The organism is Microbulbifer rhizosphaerae (genome assembly GCF_014191725.1).
Lineage (GTDB): Bacteria > Pseudomonadota > Gammaproteobacteria > Pseudomonadales > Cellvibrionaceae > Microbulbifer > Microbulbifer rhizosphaerae.
In genome coordinates, this window is sequence record NZ_JACHWZ010000003.1 from 290212 (window position 1) to 310150 (window position 19939).

Sequence of the window (19939 nt, forward strand, 5' to 3'; positions counted from 1 at the left end):
TCCCTACGGTTTGATGAGATATTCCAACAGTGGATTGCGAAACAGCACGATCAGCGCGATCACCAGCACATAGATGGCCAGGGACTCGATCATCGCCAAGCCGATAAACAGGGTGCGCATGATCGAACGCTCCGCTTCCGGCTGCCGCGCCAGCGCGTCCAGCGCGCTGCTGATCGCCCGCCCCATGGCGTAGGCCGGCAGCAATACGCCGATCGCCATGCCGAGTATCGCGGCGATGGTCGAAAGCAGCGCAAACCAGGTCATATCACTCATGGCGCTCTCCTTGTGGTGGTTGCCTAAGCTGTTGTGATTGCAGGCCGCCGGCAACGTAAATCAGTGCCAGCATGCCGAAGATATAGGCCTGAACCAGGGCTTCGACAATGTGCAGCATCAGTATAGGAATTGGCGCCAGAAAACCGGCCACCAGCAGAATCAGCAGCGCAGCCATTTCCAGGCTCATGATGTTGCCGAACAGGCGCACCGCCAGGGCGACAGTGCGGGTGATTTCGCTGATCAGGTGGAACGGCAGCAGTATCGGGCTCGGGGTCAGGTAGTGGCGCAGATAGCGTTTCAGTCCCTGGCTGCGGATTCCGAACCAGTGCACCGACAGAAATACCAGTATTGCCAGCGCCGCGGTGGCGGAGAGATCCCGCGTGGGCGAATGTACGCCGGGAATCAATCCGCAGAGATTGGCCACCACCAGGAAGATCCACAGGCTGGCGATAAACGGCAGCAGCAGCTTGACGTGATCCGGCGCCACCGCGCGAATGGCGTCTTCCACCGCAATCACGACACCTTCCGCCAGGGTCTGCAGCGCACCCGGTTGCAGCCGGAGGCGGCGCGACAGCAGCCAGGCCGCAGATCCGATGGCGGCGACAATCGCCCAGGTGGTGATCACGGTGCCGGTGATCTGCAGCGGCCCTACGCGAAAAAGTACCGAGGGGAATAACTCGCTGCCGTTCACTCACTACTCCCGAATCAACAGATACACATTGAAGGCACCCACCACCAGGCCAACGAAGATCAGGCTGAGAGTCCAGCGAGTGGAATAGCCGGCGGTCAGGCTGTCCAGCCAATTGCCCAGATAGGCACCGCCCACCACCGGCAGCACAAATACCAGGCCCAGGGTGCCGATATAGATGGTCTGCGCGAATAGTGTCGGGCGCTCGCGCTCGGCCTGCTTCATTCGCTTGGCCTGGCGCTCGACTTTTTCACGCAGCTGTTTGTCCCTGTCCGTTGCCATAGAAACAGTAATGTAGGATGGGCAAAGCGCAGCGTGCCCACCACGGGCTGATTGATGGACACGCTGCGCTTTGCCCATCCTACATATTATTCAGCGCCCTGGTGACTGGCGCCCGACTTCCCAAAGCCGGCGCAAAATGGATTCCTCCATCCGGCGCAGGCTTTCTTTCATTTCGTGCAGATCCCGCTCCTCCGCCAGCAGCTGCTGTTGCAGAAGTCCCGAAATGCGCTCGTAGTCGCTGTCGATCAGGTAGCGGCGGGCACAAATCTGCAACTGGTCGTCGAGAAAATAGAGCAGTCCACCGGGCAGCGCCAGATACTGCCATCCCTCTTCGACGCGGCGAAAACGCGCCAGACCAAATACCAGCGCGGTCATTGTGCGCATATGTCCGGCGAGGATGCCGAAACTACCGGAGGCGTCCTCACCGACGAAGGAAGTGACGCCGTCAATCCGTCGCTGTTCGGTAGCGGACAGAAGTTGCAGGCTGAAGGTTTTCACCGCGCGCCTTTCCCCATACTGCCGCGCATATAGCAGTCCTCCTCCGGCAGCTCATCGTAATCGCCGCGCAAAAAAGCTTCGCAATCCTCCAGTGTTTCCCGCAATGGCACCGAGACGCCGGCGATACCTGTGTGGGAGGCGGTGACCATAAACGGCTGGGTCAGGTAGCGCTGGAGCTTGCGCGCCCGCAGTACGATGCGGCGGTCCTGCCGCGACAGCTCCTCGATGCCGAGCATGGCGATAATGTCCTCCAACTCGCGATAGCGCGCCAGGTGTTCGCGCACCTCCTGGGCCACCACGTAGTGGCGATCGCCCAGGGTATGCCGGTCCATTACCTGACTGCTGGACTGCAACGGATCGACCGCGGGGTATAAGCCCTTCCCCGCCTGCGCCCGCGACAGCACCACCGAGGAATCCAGGTGGCTGAAAATGGCACTCACCGCTGGATCAGTCATATCGTCCGCCGGCACATAGACCGCCTGCACCGCGGTAATTGCGCCCTCCCGGGTGGAGAGAATGCGCTCCTGGAGCTCCGCCACCTCGCTGATCAGCGTGGGCTGGTAGCCGACGGTGGCGGGCATGCGCCCGAGCAGACTGGAGATCTCGCTGCCCGCCTGCACAAAGCGGAAAATATTGTCCATCACGAACAGTACTTCCTTTTGCAGTGTGTCGCGCAGGTATTCCGCGTAGGTCAGCGCGGACAGGCCGACCCGAAAGCGGACCCCGGGCGATTCGTCCATCTGCCCGAAGGCCATCAGCGTCTGGTCCATTACCCCCGCCTCGCGCATCTCGTACCAGAGTTCGTGGGCCTCGCGAATGCGCTCGCCGACGCCAGCGAATACCGACACACCGCTGTGCAGCGCGGCCACCGCGTGCATGAACTCCATTATCAGAACCGTCTTGCCCACCCCGGCACCGCCGAACAGGCCGGTCTTGCCGCCCCTGACAAAGGGGCACAGCAGGTCGATGACTTTGATTCCGGTTTGCATAATAGCGCCGGTACCCACCGCGTCCCACAGTGCTGCCGGCGTGGCGTGAATATTTCGGTAGTCCTGTGCCGCAAGCGGCTCGCCGTCATCCAGCGGCTCGCCGAAGATATTCAGCAGCCGCCCCAGGCACTCCGGGGTGACCGGCACATGCAGTGGCGCACCGGTGTCGAATACCGGCATCCCGCGGCTCAGGCCGGCGGTACGGTGTAGAGTGATAGCGCGCGCATGTTTCTGGTCCAGGTGTTGGTGGACTTCGAACAGGTAGGTTTCGTGGTCGAGGGATGCGCGCAACGCCTGGCGCAGCGGCGGCAGCTGCGCACAGCGAATCACTACCACCGGGCCATGTACCTCGGCGATGGAGCCGATCTGCACTTGGGGGCTGTCTGCCGCTATTTCCGTTTCGAGCATATACTGCCTCTAAAACCAGAGAGGCACTTTGTAGAAGCCTGGTTGCAGGCGAAAATTACATTGCACCTTGTTAACGGCCTCGTTCGCCTGCAAGCAAGCTCTTACAACGGCGGACACCCCAACAAATCCAGGCGGAGGCAGGTTTAGCCGCATTCATATCTGTGTCCCATCTTCACTTTGACTAGGTTTTCCATAGGTACAGAGGGGTCAATCAATTCCCCATCGCTATAGGCGAGTATGCCGCAAGACTCTCCTTGAACCCTCACGACGCATTGATATGACGTACGCACACTATTTCTAATTAACCGTTAGTAGGACAATTTCCCGCCTGCTCACAAGTCTCTTTATCTACCTTCTTGATACACCATTGTACCGAGCCACTTCCAGTACAGTCTGAACCTGTGCAGAACTGCCAGTAGTTATTTACGCCTTTGTGCCATTTTCCGCACCATTCGGTGTAATTATCAAGAACTAATTCATTGATCCGTTGGTTTCCTGTATCAGTGCTCACGGCTTTAAGCCCTGGTTTCTCTATATCCAGGAAAAACCGCATCACTTTCTCTTTAGAATATAGATCTATAATTCCTATTTCCCCTTGAGTAGACGTATTCATCGTTAACTCGGACAGATAGTATTTATCCAGAAGCTCACTTCCCTGAGCTTCAAGAAACAGAATATCCATGGGAGTGGAAACTCCCTGCTTGAACATCTCAGAAGGCAACACTATATCTGCTGACAACTCTGCCTTATCCGCATGTCTATCACAGCCATTAATAACGCTCGAAATGAGAAGTAGATAAATAACCATAATTTTTCGAAAATTAAATTCATGCACAGCTTTCTCCTTATTTGACTGAATCCTGGATTGGTTAGAAACTATATCTATACTATGGTGGACTGAAATAGTATAAACACGCATACAGTTATTCCCATCCTACCTAAGATTTCCCTATCCATACCGTTAGCGCCGCAGCCTCGGGTCAAGCCAGACCCCCTCGCTCCATCGGCCATCGCTATATTTCCTAAAATCATCGATCCGTAGACAAAATATATCATCCTGGGAAATTCTGCTGATGTGCAAAATCTTTGGTAACAATTTTTACCAATTAAGAATGCTTAGGGGCATTCTCTCAGAAGAATTTTTCGGCGCTTTCCTATTAACTTTCTTGTTCGCCTGCAAGCAGGCTCCTACATCGGCAGGCGCTCCAGCAAATCCAGGCAGCGGCAGGCGTAGCCGTATTCGTTGTCGTACCAGGCCTGCACCTTGACCAGGTTGCCCTGGGCGCGGGTGGAGAGGCTGTGAATGATTGCGGAATGGGGATCGCCGATAATATCCGAGGAAACCAGATCCTCTTCACTGTAGGCGAGAATGCCTTTGAGGTCCCCCTCCGCCGCCGCCCTGAACGCCGCATTCACCTCCTTGGTGTCGGCGGCATTGCGCAGCTGCGCGCTGATATCGGTGAGGGAGCCATCCGCCACCGGCACCCGCACCGCCAGCGCGCTCAAGCGGCCCTTCAACTGGGGCAGCGCCAGGGCGGTGGCGGCATCGGCACCGGTGGCAGTGGGGATAATGTTGATCGCGCCGGCGCGGCCGCGAATTTTCTTGCCTGCTGCCGTATCCACCAGGCTCTGGGTGGCTGTATAGGCGTGTATCGTGGTGACCAGTGCCTGCTCGATGCCGAATGCATCATCGAGCACTTTCAGCGGCGGGGCCAGCGAGTTGGTGGTGCAGGAGGCGTTGGAGATCACCTTATGGTGTTCGGGATCGAAATCGGCGTCGTTCACCCCCAGAACCAGGGTGATATCCGCGTCCGGTGAAGGGGCGCTGATCACGACACGCCGGGCGCCGGCTTCGAGATGCTTGGCCGCACCCGCCCGCTTGGTAAAGTGACCGCTGCACTCGATTACCACGTCGACCCCCTCCTCGCTCCAGGGAAGCTTCGCGGGGTCCTTTTCTGCGAACAGTGGCAGCTCCAGTGCGCCGACCGCCAGCTTGCCCTGCTCGCCGGACACTTCGAAGTCCGCGCGGCCGTGTATTGAGTCGTAGCGCAGCAGGTACAGCAGGTTCTCCAGGGGCATGGGGTCATTGACGGCGACAAGGTTGAAACGCTTGAAACCGCCCTGCAGGTAGCGGCGCAGCAACAGCCTGCCGATGCGCCCCAGTCCATTGATTGCTACTTTTTTCATCATATCCGCGTTGTTTGAGGTGGATGGCACCCAGTCGTGTGCAGCTTCCTGTAGGGGCCGGCTTGCTGGCGAAATTAGATAGGCTCTGTGCCAGCCACCGTTCGCCTGCAAGCAGGCTCCTACAGGAAGTAACATTTCCCGGGGCAACCCCAGGCTTGACCAGGTGCGAGGCAAGTGAAAGATTCCGACCTCAGCATAGCCGCCCCCTCTCCCCCTCGCCAACGGAAGGAATTTTCTCGCGCCTGCGATGGGTTTATCCTGTGTGCCTCAAAACCCAATCACCCCCTGTGGAGCTGCAATGCTGGAATCCCTCCTGGAAAACAAACTGGTTCTCACCCTGGTCGCCGTTTCCATCATCCTACTGTTGCGCTGGTTGCTGTCGTTTTTCTTCACGCGCCGGAGCTGGCCGAAACAGGATGTGCGTCGGCGTATCAACACAGTCCACAACATTGGCAACCTGTTGCTGGTGGTGGGCGTTATCGCCATCTGGGTTTCCGAACTGCGGGACTTCGCGCTCTCCATCGCCGCCTTCTCTGTCGCGATCGTCCTGGCCCTGCGGGAGGTGGTGCACTGCTTTGTGGGTGGCGTCTACCAGGCGGGAATGCGTTCCTTCACCGTGGGGGACTGGGTCCAGATCGGCGACCAGATGGGCGAGGTGATCGACAGCGACTGGCTGAGCACCACCCTGCTGGAGGTAGATCCCAAGGGCCTGGGCAACGGCTATACCGGCACCACGCTGTTTATTCCCAATAGCGCGTTTTTCTCCGAACCGGTCAAGAACCTCAACTTCATGCGACGCTATATCGAGCACAGTTTCTCCATCGTGCGCGAAAACAAGGGCACCAATCCCCTCAAGGCCAAGGCGTTTCTCGTAGAGCGGGTACGGGAGCACTGCGAGGCCTTCCGGGAGGTGGCGGAGCGCTACTGTAAAATGATCGAACACCGCATGGGCGTCGAACTCGCGGGCCCGGATGCAAAAGTGAGTTTTACCACCAACGAACTGGGCCACGATGTGGTAACCGTCGCCCTCTTCTGCCCCCGGGAGGAAGCGACCGATATCGAGCAGCGGGTGATCGAAGATTTTTACAGTTTCTGGTATGGGGAACCCCGGGACGAGGAGGGCGCCGCGTCTGCTTAGAGTCCGTTTGGAATCAGAACCCGGCAGAATCGGGTGAGCCAGCAGAGATTGCGGGTCTGTATGGTGGCACCGTATTCACCCACACCACGGTACTGGTCGCGTTACTGACGGGTTTCACCTGAGTAGCCGTTCAGGTCACTCCTCCTGCAAATCCAGGTTGTAGACAAGCAGGGTGGGATCACCCGGGTAGGCTTCGCACCGGAACCTCAGGGTGTGGGCCACTTTGCGCACCTTGGCGTTTCCCGCCGATTCGATGGTGTACATGCGCTTTATACCCCGCTCGCGGGCGCTGTCGATCAGGAGGTTCATCAGCAGAGTCCCCAGGCCGCGGCGCTGCCACTCGTCGGCAACCACCGCAGCGCACTCGCAGGCGCTGCCGCCGGCGTCCACCGCGTAGCGGGCAACCCCGATCTGCTTCTGTTCCTCACCCTCTCCGGCTAGGGCAATATAGGCCTCACTCTGGGAATGATCGACGTCGAGCAACATATCGATCAGTTTCTGGGGAGGGTTCTTGGTGCTGATACCGCCGAGAAAGCGCTGGTTCCTGGATTCCGGCGACAGGTTGCGGAAAAAGTCCAGCTCCAGGTCCAGGTCCTCCTTGCGGAGGGGACGGATTTTCACCGTCTGCCCACCCCGTAGCTTCTTCTCGGTCACCATTTCCGCAGACTCCGCCTTTCGGTTCCATACCCGAAGTTTAGGTGCGCTCGGGGCGGCCCTAAGTGAAATAGGCGCCCATCGGGCTCAACGGTGATCGGGGCAACTGGCGGCCATCTGTTCCTGCAGGATTTCTGCCAGGCGCAGGGCTCCGGGCCCGGCGGCGTCGCGGTCGGCGAAGATCAGATACATCTGCACATAGCGCTCTCCCCCGCCCCGCAGGGACAGCGGTTTGAGGATACCCGCTTCCAGCTCGCTGCGGATCTTGTCCTCCGGCAACCAGGCGAATCCGTAGCCGCGACAGGCCGCACCAATGGAGGTGGCCATGCTGGAGAGGGCCCAGCGCTGCTCCACTTCCACAGTGAGGGCTTTTTTGTCCCGCTGGGACCCGGAGTCGCGCACGATCAGATGGCGATGCTTGCGCAGGTCGCGCAGGGTCAGTTCCCGTTTCAACTGGTGCAGGGGGTGGTCCGGATGCGCGACGGGAATGATCCGCGCCTGCCGCGGCAGGGGCTCGCCGCTGAAACCGGGGGGAATATAGGGTGAAATCGCCAGATCCACCCTGCCCTCCTGCAGGGATTCCGGCGCTCCGCCCAGCACAGTTTCATGCAGCTCGATACGCGTCTGCGGACTCTCGGCGCCGAACTGGTCCAGGCAGTCGAGCAACAGCCAGATGGGAAACAGCGTCTCCACGGCGATGGCGATTTCCGACTCCCAACCGGCGGAGGCCTTGTGCGCCGCGCGCTCCAGGCTGGCGGCCTCGTCCAGCAACACTTTCGCGCGCCGGTAGAGCATCTCTCCCGCGGGAGTCAGCACCGCCCGGCGCCCCGCTATGGAAAACGCTTTGATATTCAGTACCGACTCGAGCTTTTGCACCGCATAGCTGACGGAGGACTGGCTCTTGTGCAGCCGCTCCGAAGCCTGGGCGTAGCCGCCCGCATCCACCACAGCCACAAGGCAGCGCCACTGTTCCAGGCTGATATGCGGTGTTGCAGTGTGATTACCCTTCTCCATACATCTACTCATTCGATGAATAATCACACATTTTTATATTTTTTTATCTAAAAAATCAATGTTTCAATGCCGGCATCTCGAAAAACAACCCCTATTGGAGGTGTCAAATGGCAACGTTACTCAAAATCCAGACCAGCCTGTTCCAGGGCGATGGGCAGTCCTCCCAACTCGCCGAGCGGTTTGCCCGCAACTGGCAGGCACGCAACCCGGATGGCCGCGTGGTCACCCGCGACCTGGCGGCAGAGCCGACGCCTCACCTGGACGCACAGCGCTTCCAGGCCTTTATCACCCCGCCCGAAGAGCGCACCGTGGAACAGCGGGAGATGGTGAAACTCTCCGATAGCCTGGTGGAGGAGATCGCCGGGGCCGACGTGCTGGTACTGGGTGTCCCGATGTACAACTTCAGTATTCCATCGACCCTGCGCGCCTACTTCGACCATATCGCCCGCGCGGGGATCACCTTCCGCTACACCCCGGAAGGCCCGGAGGGACTGCTGAAGAACAAGAAAGCCTATGTGTTTATCACCCGTGGCGGTTTCTACGGCGAAGACCACTCGCAGACCGCGCTTTTGCGCCAGTTCCTGGGCTTTATCGGCATCGCCGATGTGGAATTCGTGCACGCCGAGGGCATGGCGGTAGAAGACGCCAGGGAGGGAAGCCTGGCTGCCGCGCGGGACAGGATCGCACAGCTGGCCTGACCCGTGGTCTCTCCGCGATTCATCGGCTACAGTTCGCAACGTAATAAATCCGCCCGGCGTGCGACTGAACGATAAACGGAGAGAAAAACCATGCGCGAAGCAGTACAGGACTACTACGGCCGCCAGCTGCAGAGTTCCGACGACCTGAAAACCACAGCCTGTTGCGATACCAGTGCGGTACCGGAGTGGCTGAAGCCGCTGCTCAGCAAGATTCACCCGGAGGTGCTCTCTCGCTACTACGGCTGTGGTCTGGTCTGCCCGCCGCTGCTCAAGGGCTGCCGGGTGCTGGACCTGGGCTGCGGCTCCGGCCGCGACGTCTACGCGCTCGCGCAACTGGTCGGCCCCGACGGCCTGGTGGTGGGGGTGGATATGACCCCGGAACAACTGGCAGTGGCGGAACGCCACCGCGGCCACCATGCGCGGGAGTTCGGCTTCGACAATGTGCGCTTCCTGCACGGCTATATCGAACAGCTGGAGCAACTGGACCTGGAGCCCGGCAGCTTCGATGTAATTGTCTCCAACTGCGTGGTCAACCTGTCGCCGGACAAGGACGCGGTGTTGCGCGGCGTGCACCGGCTGCTCAAGGAAGGCGGCGAATTCTATTTCTCCGACGTCTACGCCGATCGCCGGGTGCCGGAGGCAGTGCGGGAGGACCCGGTGCTCTACGGCGAGTGCCTGGGCGGCGCCCTCTACTGGAACGACTTCCTGCGCCTGGCCCAGGGTAGCGGCTTTATCGACCCGCGCCTGGCGGAAGACCGGCCGCTGGAAATCACCGACCCGGAACTGGCCGCGCGCACCGACAGCCTGCGTTTTTTCTCCGCCACCTACCGCCTGTTCAAACTGGACGCCCTGGAGAGCGACTGTGAGGACTACGGCCAGGCGGTGATCTACCGCGGTACAGTGCCCAACTTCCCCCACCGGTTCCCGCTGGACAAACACCACCTGATCGAAGCCGGACGGGTGTTCCCGGTATGCGGCAATACCTGGCGTATGCTGAGCGATACCCGCTTTGCCGATCACTTCGAATTTATCGGCGATTTCAGCAGGCACTATGGCCTGTTCGAGGGCTGCGGCGGCGGCCTGCCTTTCGATACCACTGCAAATAATTCCGGGGAAGCGCCCTGCTGCTGACCGATGTAGGAGGCTGGGCAGATCAATGAAGGGCAGTAGAGCGCGCCTGCAGATACCCCGACCGATTGCCGATGGAGTCCGTCAAGTTTTTAATCACTTCATAAAATTCTTCTTCCAGGGAATCCCAGCTTCCGGGAACTCTTTGTCGAACCAGATGCATCGAGGAATACCACGGGGTACTCAAGCCTTCAGCGCCGTACAACCAATAACTGGCGGAGTCCAGCAGATTGACGACGGGCTTACCCAGGCTCGCCGCCAGATGGGCGATGCTGCTGTCCGTCATTACGATAAAATCCATTGACTGCAAAGCGGCCGCGGTATCGGAAAAATCGTTGCACAGATCGCCAACATCAACAATCGCATGCCCAATATCAGCGCTCCGCAGTTCTCCCTGGGGCTGACCTTTTTGAAAACTGTATAACTTGATATCCAGCGGGCTCAGGAGCTTCAACACTCGGCTGAACCGCATAGAGCGGTTGTGATTGTTCTGAAAGGTGATACTGCCCGACCAGACGATACCGACATTCGGCCGCTCAGAAGACGGGCGCAAAATACGCTCGAAATACCCTGCCCTTTCACCGTCCACCGAAAACGGAAAAGGCTCGGGAGTGCATTGATTGTCCGGGTCCAGCAAGCCCGGCAGGCTCATGATCGGGACCAGGTAATCCACAACCGGAACTTCCAGGTGGTTTTCGACACAGGATATCTGCGAGTCACTGAAAAGACTGTGCAATTCCGGTTTGCATAACAAGGTTACTCGGCAGGAAGACGCAACCAGACGAGGAATATAGCGCGCCATCAGCAACGTATCCCCATAACCCTGTTCGGCTACTACCAGCAGGTGTTTCCCATCCAGCGGCTCGCCGCGCCAAACCGGCACATTCATCTCGGGCAGGGAAATTTTGCCCAGCTTCCAACGGGACTCGAAATAACGCCAGCCGTTGCGATAATCCCCCAGCCTCAGGAAATTCTGTGCCACCTCCCAACGGATGGAATGATCTGACGGATACCGCCTTTCCATAACGGACAAAACATCCAGCGCGCTTCGGTGATCACCACTGTCCCGAAGAGCGACAGCGAGATTGTATTGATAGTGGTAATTACCTGGCTCCTCCAACAACAATTGCTGGTAGGTTTCGATGGCTTCAGGGTAGCGATGCAAATCCTTGAGGGCATTGGCCAAATTGAACCGATACCCTCGGGTTTCCTTTAATTCAAGCGCCCTGCGGTAGAGAAGCACCGCGACTTCTGGCCGCTTGATCGACCGATAGGCGGATCCAAGGTTCGATAGGGTGTCCACATCGTCGGGGCAGTTCGCAAGGATTTCCCGGTAAAGTGCGATGGCTTCTTTATAAGCACCGCTCTTGTGCTGGGACAGAGCCTTGGCCTTTTGTTTTTGAATTCCCTGTAACTTCATCATTTCTCGATACGTCAAGAACACACCGTGTAGGAGCGGCCCATGGCCGCGATCGGCAGTGGTTCAACCCACAGATCGATCGCGGCCATCGACAGATTTTTGCTCCTGCAAAATCTGCATTTCCGCTGGGCGGCACCCCGCCATCCCTGGTGGTCGCCGCTCCTACAGGTCAGGCTGCCTGCCAGTTGGCGGCGATAACCGGCGCTATCTCGTCGCGAACTTCCTGCGGCAGCTGAGCATCACCGGCAGGCGGCGCGCCGAATGCCGCCATGGCATTGACGAGGTTGTCGACCATATCGGCCTGCAGCACGGCATCGTCGGTGCGGATTTCGTCCAGCTGCTGCCCGCTGCCCGTATACCAATCCTGAATCGTGACCTGCTCATCGGAACCGATCACATCGACTACCAGATTGTCGCCATCGCGGCTGAACCACAGGTTGTTTTCGTCGAATCCGGCCAGGAATTGCAGGACATCAGTATCCGATGCAGGGTTGTTGGACAGGTTGTTGATCGTGTCCTGTCCAGCACCGGCACCCACGCGATAGGTGTCGTTACCATCGCCGCCGATCAGGTAATCATTCCCCGCCCCGCCATCAATGACATCATCGCCGGCGCCGGCATCGATAAAGTCCGCATCCGAGGAACCGAGAATGGTATGCGCGGAAGCATTGGCCGCTACCAGGTTGGCGTAGCTGCGCTCGTCGGGCAGATTCTGGTAATCGGGAGAGCCGGCCGGACCGGGGTTGGAGAGGCCGAAGGCACCGAATATCTGCTCCGAGGTAATACTGCCGCCGGAGGTAAAGCTGATGGTGTCTACAACGTAATCTCCACCCAGGAACCAGTTTTTCAGGGTGACGGAATCGCTGCCGCCACTGACGTTCAGCACCAGGTCGTTGCCGCTCTTGGTGAGACCGCTGGAAATCTGGTTGAAGTCAATACCATCGAAGCGCAATTCGTCATGGCCGCCGCCAGTATTGTCGATAACGTCCTGCCCGTCTCCAGGACGGAAAATATAGATGTCGTCGCCCCGCCCCCCGGACAGGACATCCGCGCCCTCTCCGCCCTCCAGGGTATCGGCTCCGTTGCCACCCTCCAGGCGATCGCCGCCGGCTATACCCTGCAACAGGTCGTTGCCATTGCCTCCCCGGATCCGGTCCCGTCCCGCGGAGCCGGACAACCCGGAGTCGTCTCCCGTGGTGCCTTCCACAGTGCTGTCGAATGCCGGTTGCGGGTCCTGCATGGGAAGGCCGAACGCATCGAAAATCTGCTGGGCCGTCAGTGAGCCGCCCGTTTCGAATTCGATGTTTTCGACCAGGTGCTCGCCGCCGAGGAAGAAGTTCGTCAGGGTAACCTGATCCGGACCGCCGTTGACCCTGAGAAGCAGGTGATCCCCGGACTTGGTGAGATATGAGGCGACTTCGGAAAAGGTAATGCCTCCAATAAAGCGGAGGGTATCGGTACCGCCACCGCGGCTGTCGATGGTGTCCTGCCCGCCCGAATAGAGGTATACGTCATCGCCCGATCCACCGATCAGGGTATCGTTTCCGGAATCGCCATGGAGCGTGTCGCTGCCCTCCCCGCCGAGCAGGATATCGTCGCCGGCAGTGCCATTGACTACGTCATCACCGCCAGTTTCAGGGACCGGTGGTTCTCCACCCTCGCCGGGGTCCCCGCCACTGTCTCCGTCGCCGTCCGGCAGTGCTTGCAGCAAACCGGGAATATCGGTGGCCATTATCGAGGCTCCGCCATCGTCCGGCTGTACATAGCTGATTGCCTGCTCGCCGCCGAGAAAATGGCCGGTCACACGTATCTGCTGACCCAGGTCGGAATCCACCAGGATAACCAGATCGTCCCCATCCTGATGAAAACTCAGCCGATCGCGCCCTACCCCATCCAGGGTAAATATGCCGTCGAAGCCGCCACCGGTATTGTCTATCGTGTCCACACCGCCGTTGGCGGTGTAGTAGTAGCGATCATCGCCCAGGCCGCCGGCGAGCCAATCGTCGCCATCCTCTCCATTGAGGATATCGTTGCCATCTCCTCCCAGTAGAGTGTCATTGCCGGAACCGCTTCCGGAGCCATTGCCGCCGGAAAGGTAATCGTTGTCCGCTCCGCCTTGCAGCTCATCGTCGCCGGCCATGCCGAAGAGGGTATCATCGCCGGCAAGGCCCTGAATCAGATCCCTGCCGGAAGTGCCTACCAGTTGCTCGGAACTTGCCGTGCCTTCGATCACCGCGTCGTAGTCACTGCCGCCACCGGCAATTATCTGGTTGATTTCCTCGGTATCCAGCAGGAAACCACCGTCCGGCTGCACGAAGTCGATAGCGTGATCACCGCCGAGGAAGTGGTCTTGTACCCGTACGGATTGCGTAGGGTCTTCATCGACCAATACCAGCAGGTCATCGCCGTCGCGCTCGAAGCTGAGTCGCTCCCTATCGATACCGTCCAGGAAAAAGAGGCCGTCGTAGCCACCATCGCCGTTAATGATCAGGTCGCTGCCACTGCCAGCGGTATAGACATAGCTGTCATCGCCGATACCGCCAATCAGCGTATCCGAACCTGCCCGACCAACCAGCGTATCCGCCCCGGCGCCACCCTCGATCAGGTCGTCACCGGCATCGCCGTCCAGGTAGTCGTCACCGCCTTCGCCGTAAAGTGTGTCGTTTCCATCCCGCCCCCAAACCTGGTCGTTGCCATCGCCGGCACGAATTCTGTCGTCCAGGCTCCGGTAACCCAGCAGGGTATCGTCCCCGGCTGTTCCATAGGTGACCGCCAGATCCTCGATTTCCGATAACGCCAGACTGGAGCCATCGGCAAATTGAATGGTATTGATCTTGAAGTGGTCGGAACCGCCGCTGTACCAGTCGGTGATGCGGATCGAATCAGTACCGTTGCTATGCAGGATAAACAAATCGTTTCCATGACGCTCGAACTGCAAGTCCGCCTGGGAAATCCCCGCACCGAATACCAGCGTATCCGAAGAGGGGTCCACATTGCTGTAGTCCTCGCCCTGGCGGCGCTCGGTCAGGGTGTCGTGGCCATCGCCGAGGTTAAATCGGTATTCGTCATTGCCGAAGGAACCGAACAAAGTGTCGTTGCCGATTCCACCTTCCAGCGTGTTGCTGTTCTGAGTAAAGGGCTGGCTGTACGCGGAGATCACATCATCTCCGCTTCCGCCAATCAGCGTATCACTCCCTTCACCGGTAATAAGATCATTTCCGGCACCGCCATCCAGCAGGCCGCTGCCGGTCAGTGTATCTGCACCCTCGTCGCCATACAGGCTGCCATTGCCGGTCAACTGATCGTCACCAATGCCACCGCGAATCAGGTTTTCTCCGGAGTAATCCTCGATGACATCGTCGCCTTCATCGCCGTAGAGCCGATCATTGCCCGCGCCACCGAGAATGGTGTCGGCGCCGTCACCGCCGTGGATCTCATCGTCGCCGCTCTCGCCGTACAGGCTGTCCTGACCCAGTCCGCCATCGATGGTATCGTTGCCCACGCGACCGTACACGGTATCGTCTCCGGCACCGGCGGTTATGTTGTCCGCATCCGCATGGCCGTAGATTTCGTCGTTACCTTCCGCGCCGGCCAGTGCCTGCTGTTTGATTTCCTCGTAATTCCAGACAGTGGTATCGGCAAAGACGATACTGTCGATACCGGCAGCATTGATCACGCCAGCCTGAGTGGAGAATTGGTTCGCGACACGAATGCTGTCCCCGGACAGGGTGTTGGTGATCAACAGGTCATTGCCGTCGCGGCGCAACAGCACGTCTCCCGGATTGACATCGGTGAATTGCAGTTGATCCTGATCGCCACCACCATCATTGATCAGGTCCAGGCCATCCCCCGCGGTAAAGCGATACACATCATTACCCCAAGAGCCGGATAACGTATCGTTGCCGGCACCGCCGATCAACATGCTGTTCCCTTCGCCGCTGAGGACGTCATTGCCTTCGCCCCCATCCAACAAGCCATTGCCGACGAGCGTATCGTCACCCGCATCACCGTAGAGGTGGTTGTAGCCGGAACCGCCAGCAAGATAATCATTGCCGGCCCCGCCGTGGATTTCATCGTCGCCCTCTTCCCCGTAGAGGGTATCTGCACCGTCTTCACCGAAGAGGGTATCGGCACCGAGCGCACCGTACACGGTGTCGTTCCCGGCTCCCGCGTGCACGGTGTCTGCATCCGCATGGCCGTGGATCTCATCGGCATTGCCGGTTCCCGCCAACGCCTGTTGCTTGATCTGCTCATAATCCCAGACGGTGGCATCGGCAAAGGCAATGCTGTCGATGGCCGAAGTGCTGACTTGCCCGGGGAGTGTCGAGAACTGTTCCCGCACGCGGACGGTATCGCCACTGACGGTGTTGGTGATCAGCAGGTCGTCGCCGTCCCGGCGCAGCAGTACATCCGCCGGGTTCACGTCGGTAAACTCGATACGATCCTGGGTGCCGGCCTGGTCGTCGATCAGGTCCGCGCCATCCCCGGCAGAAAAACGATAGGTATCGTCACCGGCACCACCGATCAGGGTGTCGTTACCGCCATTGCCGATCAGCAGGTCGTCGGAGCTGTAGGCCTCGATAGTGTTAGCCTGGACGTCCCCGATCAGCACCTTGGCTTTCAGGTCCTCCGTCGTCCACACCGCCCCGCTGCTGAACACCACCCGATCTATCGCCGAAGTCGTTGCGCCCTCCGCAACGAAGAAGTCCCTTACGGTTACCGCGTCGCCGTCGCCATAATCCAGGATTACGTCGTTGCCATTGCGACGAACCGAGACTGATTCCTCGCTGACACTCTCGTCGAACAGAATGGTTTCCGTAGTAGCGGTATCCGTCTCGCCGGTAACGATCAGGTCCTGACCGTCCCCGGCAGAAAACAGATAAGTATCACTGCCGCCGTTGCCGGTAAGCAGGTCGTTTCCACCTTTGCCGACGAGTGTGTCATCAGAATCGTAACCGTTGATGGTATCCGCCGCATCGGTGCCGGTAAGCACAAGCTGTTTCACCTGTGCCAGATCCCAGGCTGTGCCGTCGTCGAAGTTGATAGAGGAAACCGTTTCCCCCGCGGCGCCGAAATAGTTGGAAACAGTTACCGAGCTGGCACCGCCCTCCAGGGAGAGCAACAGATCATTCCCGTCGCGTATGGCTTTGACATCCCCAACCTGTACGCCGGGCCCCAACTGCAGGATATTGTTCTCGCCCGCGAGATCGACAATCCGGTCATGCCCCTCGCCCAGGTCAACAATATAGGTATCGTCCCCGCTGTCGCCCTGCAAGGCGTCATCGCCCGTGCCGCCCTCCAGGGTATCCCCCCCGGCGCCACCGATCAGCAGGTCGTTGCCCTCCATGCCCATCAGCACATCATCGCTGTTGTTGTAGCCCCGCAAGGTGTTGTCGGCATCGTCGCCGATCAGGGCGAGGGCTTTAACATCATTAATAATCCATACAGTCTGGCCATTGTTGAACTCGATCTGGTCCACCGCGCGCGCCGTGGTTGCCTCGTTGGCGAAATAACCGGTAACGGTCACCGTATCGCCGCCGTCGCCCACTGCCAGCAGCAGGTCGTCGCCGTTTCTGGTGACCTTTACATCGTAGGGGCTGATCTCCTCGGCAAAGGCAATGGTACTGAAGCCGGTATCGCCCGTATTGTCCACCACGTCCTGGCCATACCCGAGACCAAAGAAATACTTGTCCGAGCCGGCGCCGCCGGTAAGCGTGTCGTTGCCCGCGCCGCCGATGAGCAGGTCGTTGCCGCCACCGCCCTGCAGGATATCGTCGCCGTCGCCACCGTCCAGGTAATCGTTGCCTGCACCGCCCTGCAACAGATCCGTGCCTTCATTGCCGTAGAGGAAATCGTCGCCAACGCCACCGATCACTGTATCGTTGCCCGCACCGCCAAATACAATATCGTTGCCGATGCCGCCGTCCAGGGTATCCCCGCCCTCCCCGCCGCGAATCAGATCCATGCCCTCACCGCCATCGATCGTGTCATCGCCGGTCGTGCCGTCGATCACCTCGTCGTTGGCGTCAATGCCGGAGGTATCACCCTCGGCACCCGAGGGCAACTCGATCTCCTCACCCGGAGTCGCTACCAGATCTTCCTCGGAAGCGAAGTTGGGCTTGCGGGACAGCAGAGTGCCATCCGGCAGCAGGGTATGCTCGGTTACCGCACCCGCCGGCGCCAGAAAGGTGCCGTCGCCGGCTGGAACGCCGGCCATTACATCGCCGGTGGCATTGGTGTAAAAGACGAGAGCGCCGGTCAGGGAAACGGCGCCGTTTTGCAGCCAGGTACTGGGGTCCTCCGGATCGATACCGACAGTGGTTGAGTCTATGGAAATCAGTTGACCGGCATACCAGGCAGTCAGGGTGGAACCCGGCTCTGACATAGCACCTATGTCCATAGTGACTGCCATAAGGCCCATTGTGGAGCTGGAGCCTGTTGTCTGTACGCCACCTAGTCCGCTGCCCAAACCAAGCAGCTGATGCAGAATGAGCGTCCAAAGCTCGGAAGAATTGTATTCAACACCATCGAAGAAGATGCGGGTGGAGGCCAGCGAATCTCTGGAAAGGTATACCGCGTCACCTTCACCGTAATGCAAAATAAGCGAATTCCCGGTGAGGTAGAGCCCTACATTCTCGGCAGAAGCCCCGTTGATCAGAATCCTGTTGCTGCCGGAATTATCCTGAACTGCGTCCAGTTCATCACCCAATCCGAACTGATAGGTGTCGTTGCCGGCACCGCCATACATAAAATCCGTGCCTGCGCCTCCTATCAAGATATCATTGCCGGCTTGCCCAATCAGGTAATCCGCTTCGCCGTTACCACCATACAGAATATCGTCGCCGGCCCCGGCAAAGATGGTGTCAGAACCCGCACCGCCGTACAGGCTGTCCATTGCGCCGCCGGCAAGCAGCATATCGTCACCCATGCCACCGATTAAAGTGTTGTGGTCGCCGCTCTCCCAGCCCCAGTAGTCCTGAATAAAGTCGTTGCCGTCGCCGCCGTCGAGATAGTCACTACCCGCTTCCCCTAACAGAAGGTCGTCACCGCCATCGCCAATGACAACGTCGTCTCCCTCCCTGCCTATCAACTCATCGTTACCCTCACCACCTGAGAGATAGTCATCGCCGTCCCGGCCATCCAAACGGTCCTGCCCGTCACCACCATGCAATACATCATTGCCATCGCCGCCATAAAGTTCGTCGTTACCCGCACCGCCATCAAGGTAATTCTCACCGGGCTCCAGATCCGGAAGCTGGTCATCGTCGGCGACGAGAATATCATCCCCCTCTCCACCAAAAATAATATCTGAGCCACCGCCGCCAAACACCGTGTCATTGCCAGCTCCGGCATGGATAACATCGTTGCCATGAAGCTCTCCGGGCAGCTCCCGTGAAAGAATCAGCCCCCCGCTATAAGCATCCACCGGACCCACATCACCCCAGATCAGGTCTTCTCCCGCGCCGGCGGTGATATTATCGTCGCCGGCGCCGCCGAGTATCTGATTGTCGCCATCTCCAGCATCGATTACATCATCATAAGAGAGAGAATCATCGATCACATCCTGGACCCGCAGGGTAATACTCCCGCCGCCGGAAAAGTCAAAATAGATATTACCGTCTCCCAGAATGACCTCCGCACCACCGCCACCGATGATCTGGTCTTCGCCACTACCGCCGGCGAGCCAACCAGTGGCGGTATCAGAGCCTTTAAGCAGATCGTTGCCCCCGCCACCATCCAACCTGGCTTCGGTGCTTCCACTATTGACGAGCACATCCTCACCGCTGCCGTCATTTTCTATCGGGCCTTCAAGGTCCCGATTCATATCGTCGCCAAGCAGGTAGCTACGGTTGATGCTTTCAAGGCGATCGTTACCATCTCCACCCACACCAATACTTGCCCCCGAGGAATCTATTGTGATGGAGTCATCACCGCCCATTCCGTAAAGGTATTCGCCGCTCCGAGTCGGGTCTGAAGTCAGAACGTCGTTATGGTCGCCGCCTTCAAAAATCTTCTCGCGCAAAGTGGGATTCTGGTACACCAGGCGGGTATCCAGGATCATCGCCGCATCATTGATATCCCCTTGGCCCTCCGCGATCCGCTCGTCGTAACGAAAGTACATCCAATCCGCGTCATCTGCGGTGCCCAAATTGCTGTCGCCAACCACCAGCGGATCGGGTCCGGCCGCCGGTTCCTCCCTTTCCTCTTCCTGGTAGTCGTTGAGTGTTATCCCAAAATCTTCCAGCTCACCGGTGACAGCTATGCTGCCAATTTCACCGGAATCATTCTCATAGGTGATAACAAAGCCATTGTCAGTCTCAGTCAGGTTGATATCGCCGCTGTCGTTTTCATAGATATTATTGGAGCTGGAAACGCCGGTTAGCAAACCAATCGTTACCCCTTCAATAACAATTGAATTCCCGGAGGATTGATCCATTACGAAATCATTGCCATCTCCATAAGAAAACCCAATCATTGCATAAATTTTGACACTTCCGCGACTAGGCCGCAGATTTCATGGCATCGAGATAATGCAACAACTCCGATTTGACAGCACTGTTC

Annotated in this window: 14 protein-coding genes; 3 read left to right on the top strand and 11 right to left on the bottom strand. The window is 58.7% G+C overall.

The annotated features are described in order from the left end of the window. Positions 1-3: 3 nt before the first annotated feature. From atpE to gap, 7 genes are all read right to left on the bottom strand, one after another. Positions 4-273: an ATP synthase F0 subunit C gene (gene atpE / locus FHS09_RS04740; protein ID WP_183457260.1), complete on the bottom strand. Its 270-nt coding sequence runs from the start codon at positions 271-273 to the stop codon at positions 4-6. Beyond that, positions 266-964, bottom strand: coding sequence for a F0F1 ATP synthase subunit A (locus FHS09_RS04745; RefSeq protein ID WP_183457262.1), 699 nt, complete (start codon positions 962-964; stop codon positions 266-268). The genes atpE and FHS09_RS04745 overlap by 8 nt, the downstream gene beginning before the upstream one ends. A gap of 3 nt (positions 965-967) precedes the next feature. Next, positions 968-1243 (bottom strand): AtpZ/AtpI family protein, encoded by a 276-nt coding sequence (locus tag FHS09_RS04750; protein WP_183457264.1) that lies wholly within the window; start codon positions 1241-1243, stop codon positions 968-970. A 90-nt stretch (positions 1244-1333) separates the two neighbouring features. Continuing rightward, a complete protein-coding gene (locus tag FHS09_RS04755) occupies positions 1334-1741 on the bottom strand; it encodes an ATP synthase subunit epsilon domain-containing protein (RefSeq protein WP_183457266.1) in 408 nt (135 codons plus the stop codon). Continuing rightward, on the bottom strand, positions 1738-3138 hold the full coding sequence (gene atpD, locus FHS09_RS04760) for a F0F1 ATP synthase subunit beta (RefSeq protein WP_183457268.1): 1401 nt from the start codon (positions 3136-3138) through the stop codon (positions 1738-1740). The genes FHS09_RS04755 and atpD overlap by 4 nt, the downstream gene beginning before the upstream one ends. 301 nt (positions 3139-3439) lie before the next feature. Beyond that, entirely contained in the window at positions 3440-3973 is a 534-nt protein-coding gene (locus FHS09_RS04765; protein WP_183457270.1) for a hypothetical protein, read from the bottom strand. A gap of 353 nt (positions 3974-4326) precedes the next feature. After that, entirely contained in the window at positions 4327-5328 is a 1002-nt protein-coding gene (gene gap, locus FHS09_RS04770; protein ID WP_221191793.1) for a type I glyceraldehyde-3-phosphate dehydrogenase, read from the bottom strand. Between the two features lie 295 nt (positions 5329-5623). Here gap and FHS09_RS04775 point away from each other — a divergent pair, with 295 nt between their 5' ends. Further along, positions 5624-6463: a mechanosensitive ion channel family protein gene (locus tag FHS09_RS04775; RefSeq protein ID WP_246394477.1), complete on the top strand. Its 840-nt coding sequence runs from the start codon at positions 5624-5626 to the stop codon at positions 6461-6463. 135 nt (positions 6464-6598) lie between these two features. On the opposite strand, the gene FHS09_RS04780 is transcribed toward FHS09_RS04775, so the two are convergent. Beyond that, on the bottom strand, positions 6599-7120 hold the full coding sequence (locus FHS09_RS04780; protein ID WP_221191794.1) for a GNAT family N-acetyltransferase: 522 nt from the start codon (positions 7118-7120) through the stop codon (positions 6599-6601). Positions 7121-7204: 84 nt separating this feature from the next. After that, the gene (locus FHS09_RS04785; protein ID WP_183457275.1) at positions 7205-8131 is read right to left on the bottom strand and encodes a LysR family transcriptional regulator; all 927 of its coding nucleotides are present in this window, start codon (positions 8129-8131) and stop codon (positions 7205-7207) included. 107 nt (positions 8132-8238) lie between these two features. Between FHS09_RS04785 and FHS09_RS04790 the strand changes: the two genes are divergently transcribed. Together FHS09_RS04790 and FHS09_RS04795 are read left to right on the top strand one after the other, a co-directional pair. Beyond that, positions 8239-8829: an FMN-dependent NADH-azoreductase gene (locus FHS09_RS04790; protein ID WP_183457277.1), complete on the top strand. Its 591-nt coding sequence runs from the start codon at positions 8239-8241 to the stop codon at positions 8827-8829. 90 nt (positions 8830-8919) lie between these two features. Continuing rightward, positions 8920-9960: a methyltransferase domain-containing protein gene (locus FHS09_RS04795; RefSeq protein ID WP_183457279.1), complete on the top strand. Its 1041-nt coding sequence runs from the start codon at positions 8920-8922 to the stop codon at positions 9958-9960. Between the two features lie 22 nt (positions 9961-9982). Here the strand turns inward: FHS09_RS04795 and FHS09_RS04800 are convergent, their stop codons facing one another. Beyond that, positions 9983-11380 (bottom strand): tetratricopeptide repeat protein, encoded by a 1398-nt coding sequence (locus FHS09_RS04800; RefSeq protein WP_183457281.1) that lies wholly within the window; start codon positions 11378-11380, stop codon positions 9983-9985. 166 nt (positions 11381-11546) lie between these two features. Then, entirely contained in the window at positions 11547-19814 is an 8268-nt protein-coding gene (locus FHS09_RS04805) for a calcium-binding protein (RefSeq protein ID WP_183457283.1), read from the bottom strand. Positions 19815-19939: the final 125 nt, after the last annotated feature.

Coding starts and splice junctions, on each gene's coding strand:
- atpE (WP_183457260.1), bottom strand. CDS start 273: ATGAGTGATATGACCTGGTTTGCGCTGCTTTCGACCATCGCCGCGATA.
- FHS09_RS04750 (WP_183457264.1), bottom strand. CDS start 1,243: ATGGCAACGGACAGGGACAAACAGCTGCGTGAAAAAGTCGAGCGCCAG.
- atpD (WP_183457268.1), bottom strand. CDS start 3,138: ATGCTCGAAACGGAAATAGCGGCAGACAGCCCCCAAGTGCAGATCGGC.
- gap (WP_221191793.1), bottom strand. CDS start 5,328: ATGATGAAAAAAGTAGCAATCAATGGACTGGGGCGCATCGGCAGGCTG.
- FHS09_RS04775 (WP_246394477.1), top strand. CDS start 5,624: ATGCTGGAATCCCTCCTGGAAAACAAACTGGTTCTCACCCTGGTCGCC.
- FHS09_RS04780 (WP_221191794.1), bottom strand. CDS start 7,120: ATGGTGACCGAGAAGAAGCTACGGGGTGGGCAGACGGTGAAAATCCGT.
- FHS09_RS04785 (WP_183457275.1), bottom strand. CDS start 8,131: ATGGAGAAGGGTAATCACACTGCAACACCGCATATCAGCCTGGAACAG.
- FHS09_RS04790 (WP_183457277.1), top strand. CDS start 8,239: ATGGCAACGTTACTCAAAATCCAGACCAGCCTGTTCCAGGGCGATGGG.
- FHS09_RS04795 (WP_183457279.1), top strand. CDS start 8,920: ATGCGCGAAGCAGTACAGGACTACTACGGCCGCCAGCTGCAGAGTTCC.
- FHS09_RS04800 (WP_183457281.1), bottom strand. CDS start 11,380: ATGATGAAGTTACAGGGAATTCAAAAACAAAAGGCCAAGGCTCTGTCC.
- FHS09_RS04805 (WP_183457283.1), bottom strand. CDS start 19,814: ATGGATCAATCCTCCGGGAATTCAATTGTTATTGAAGGGGTAACGATT.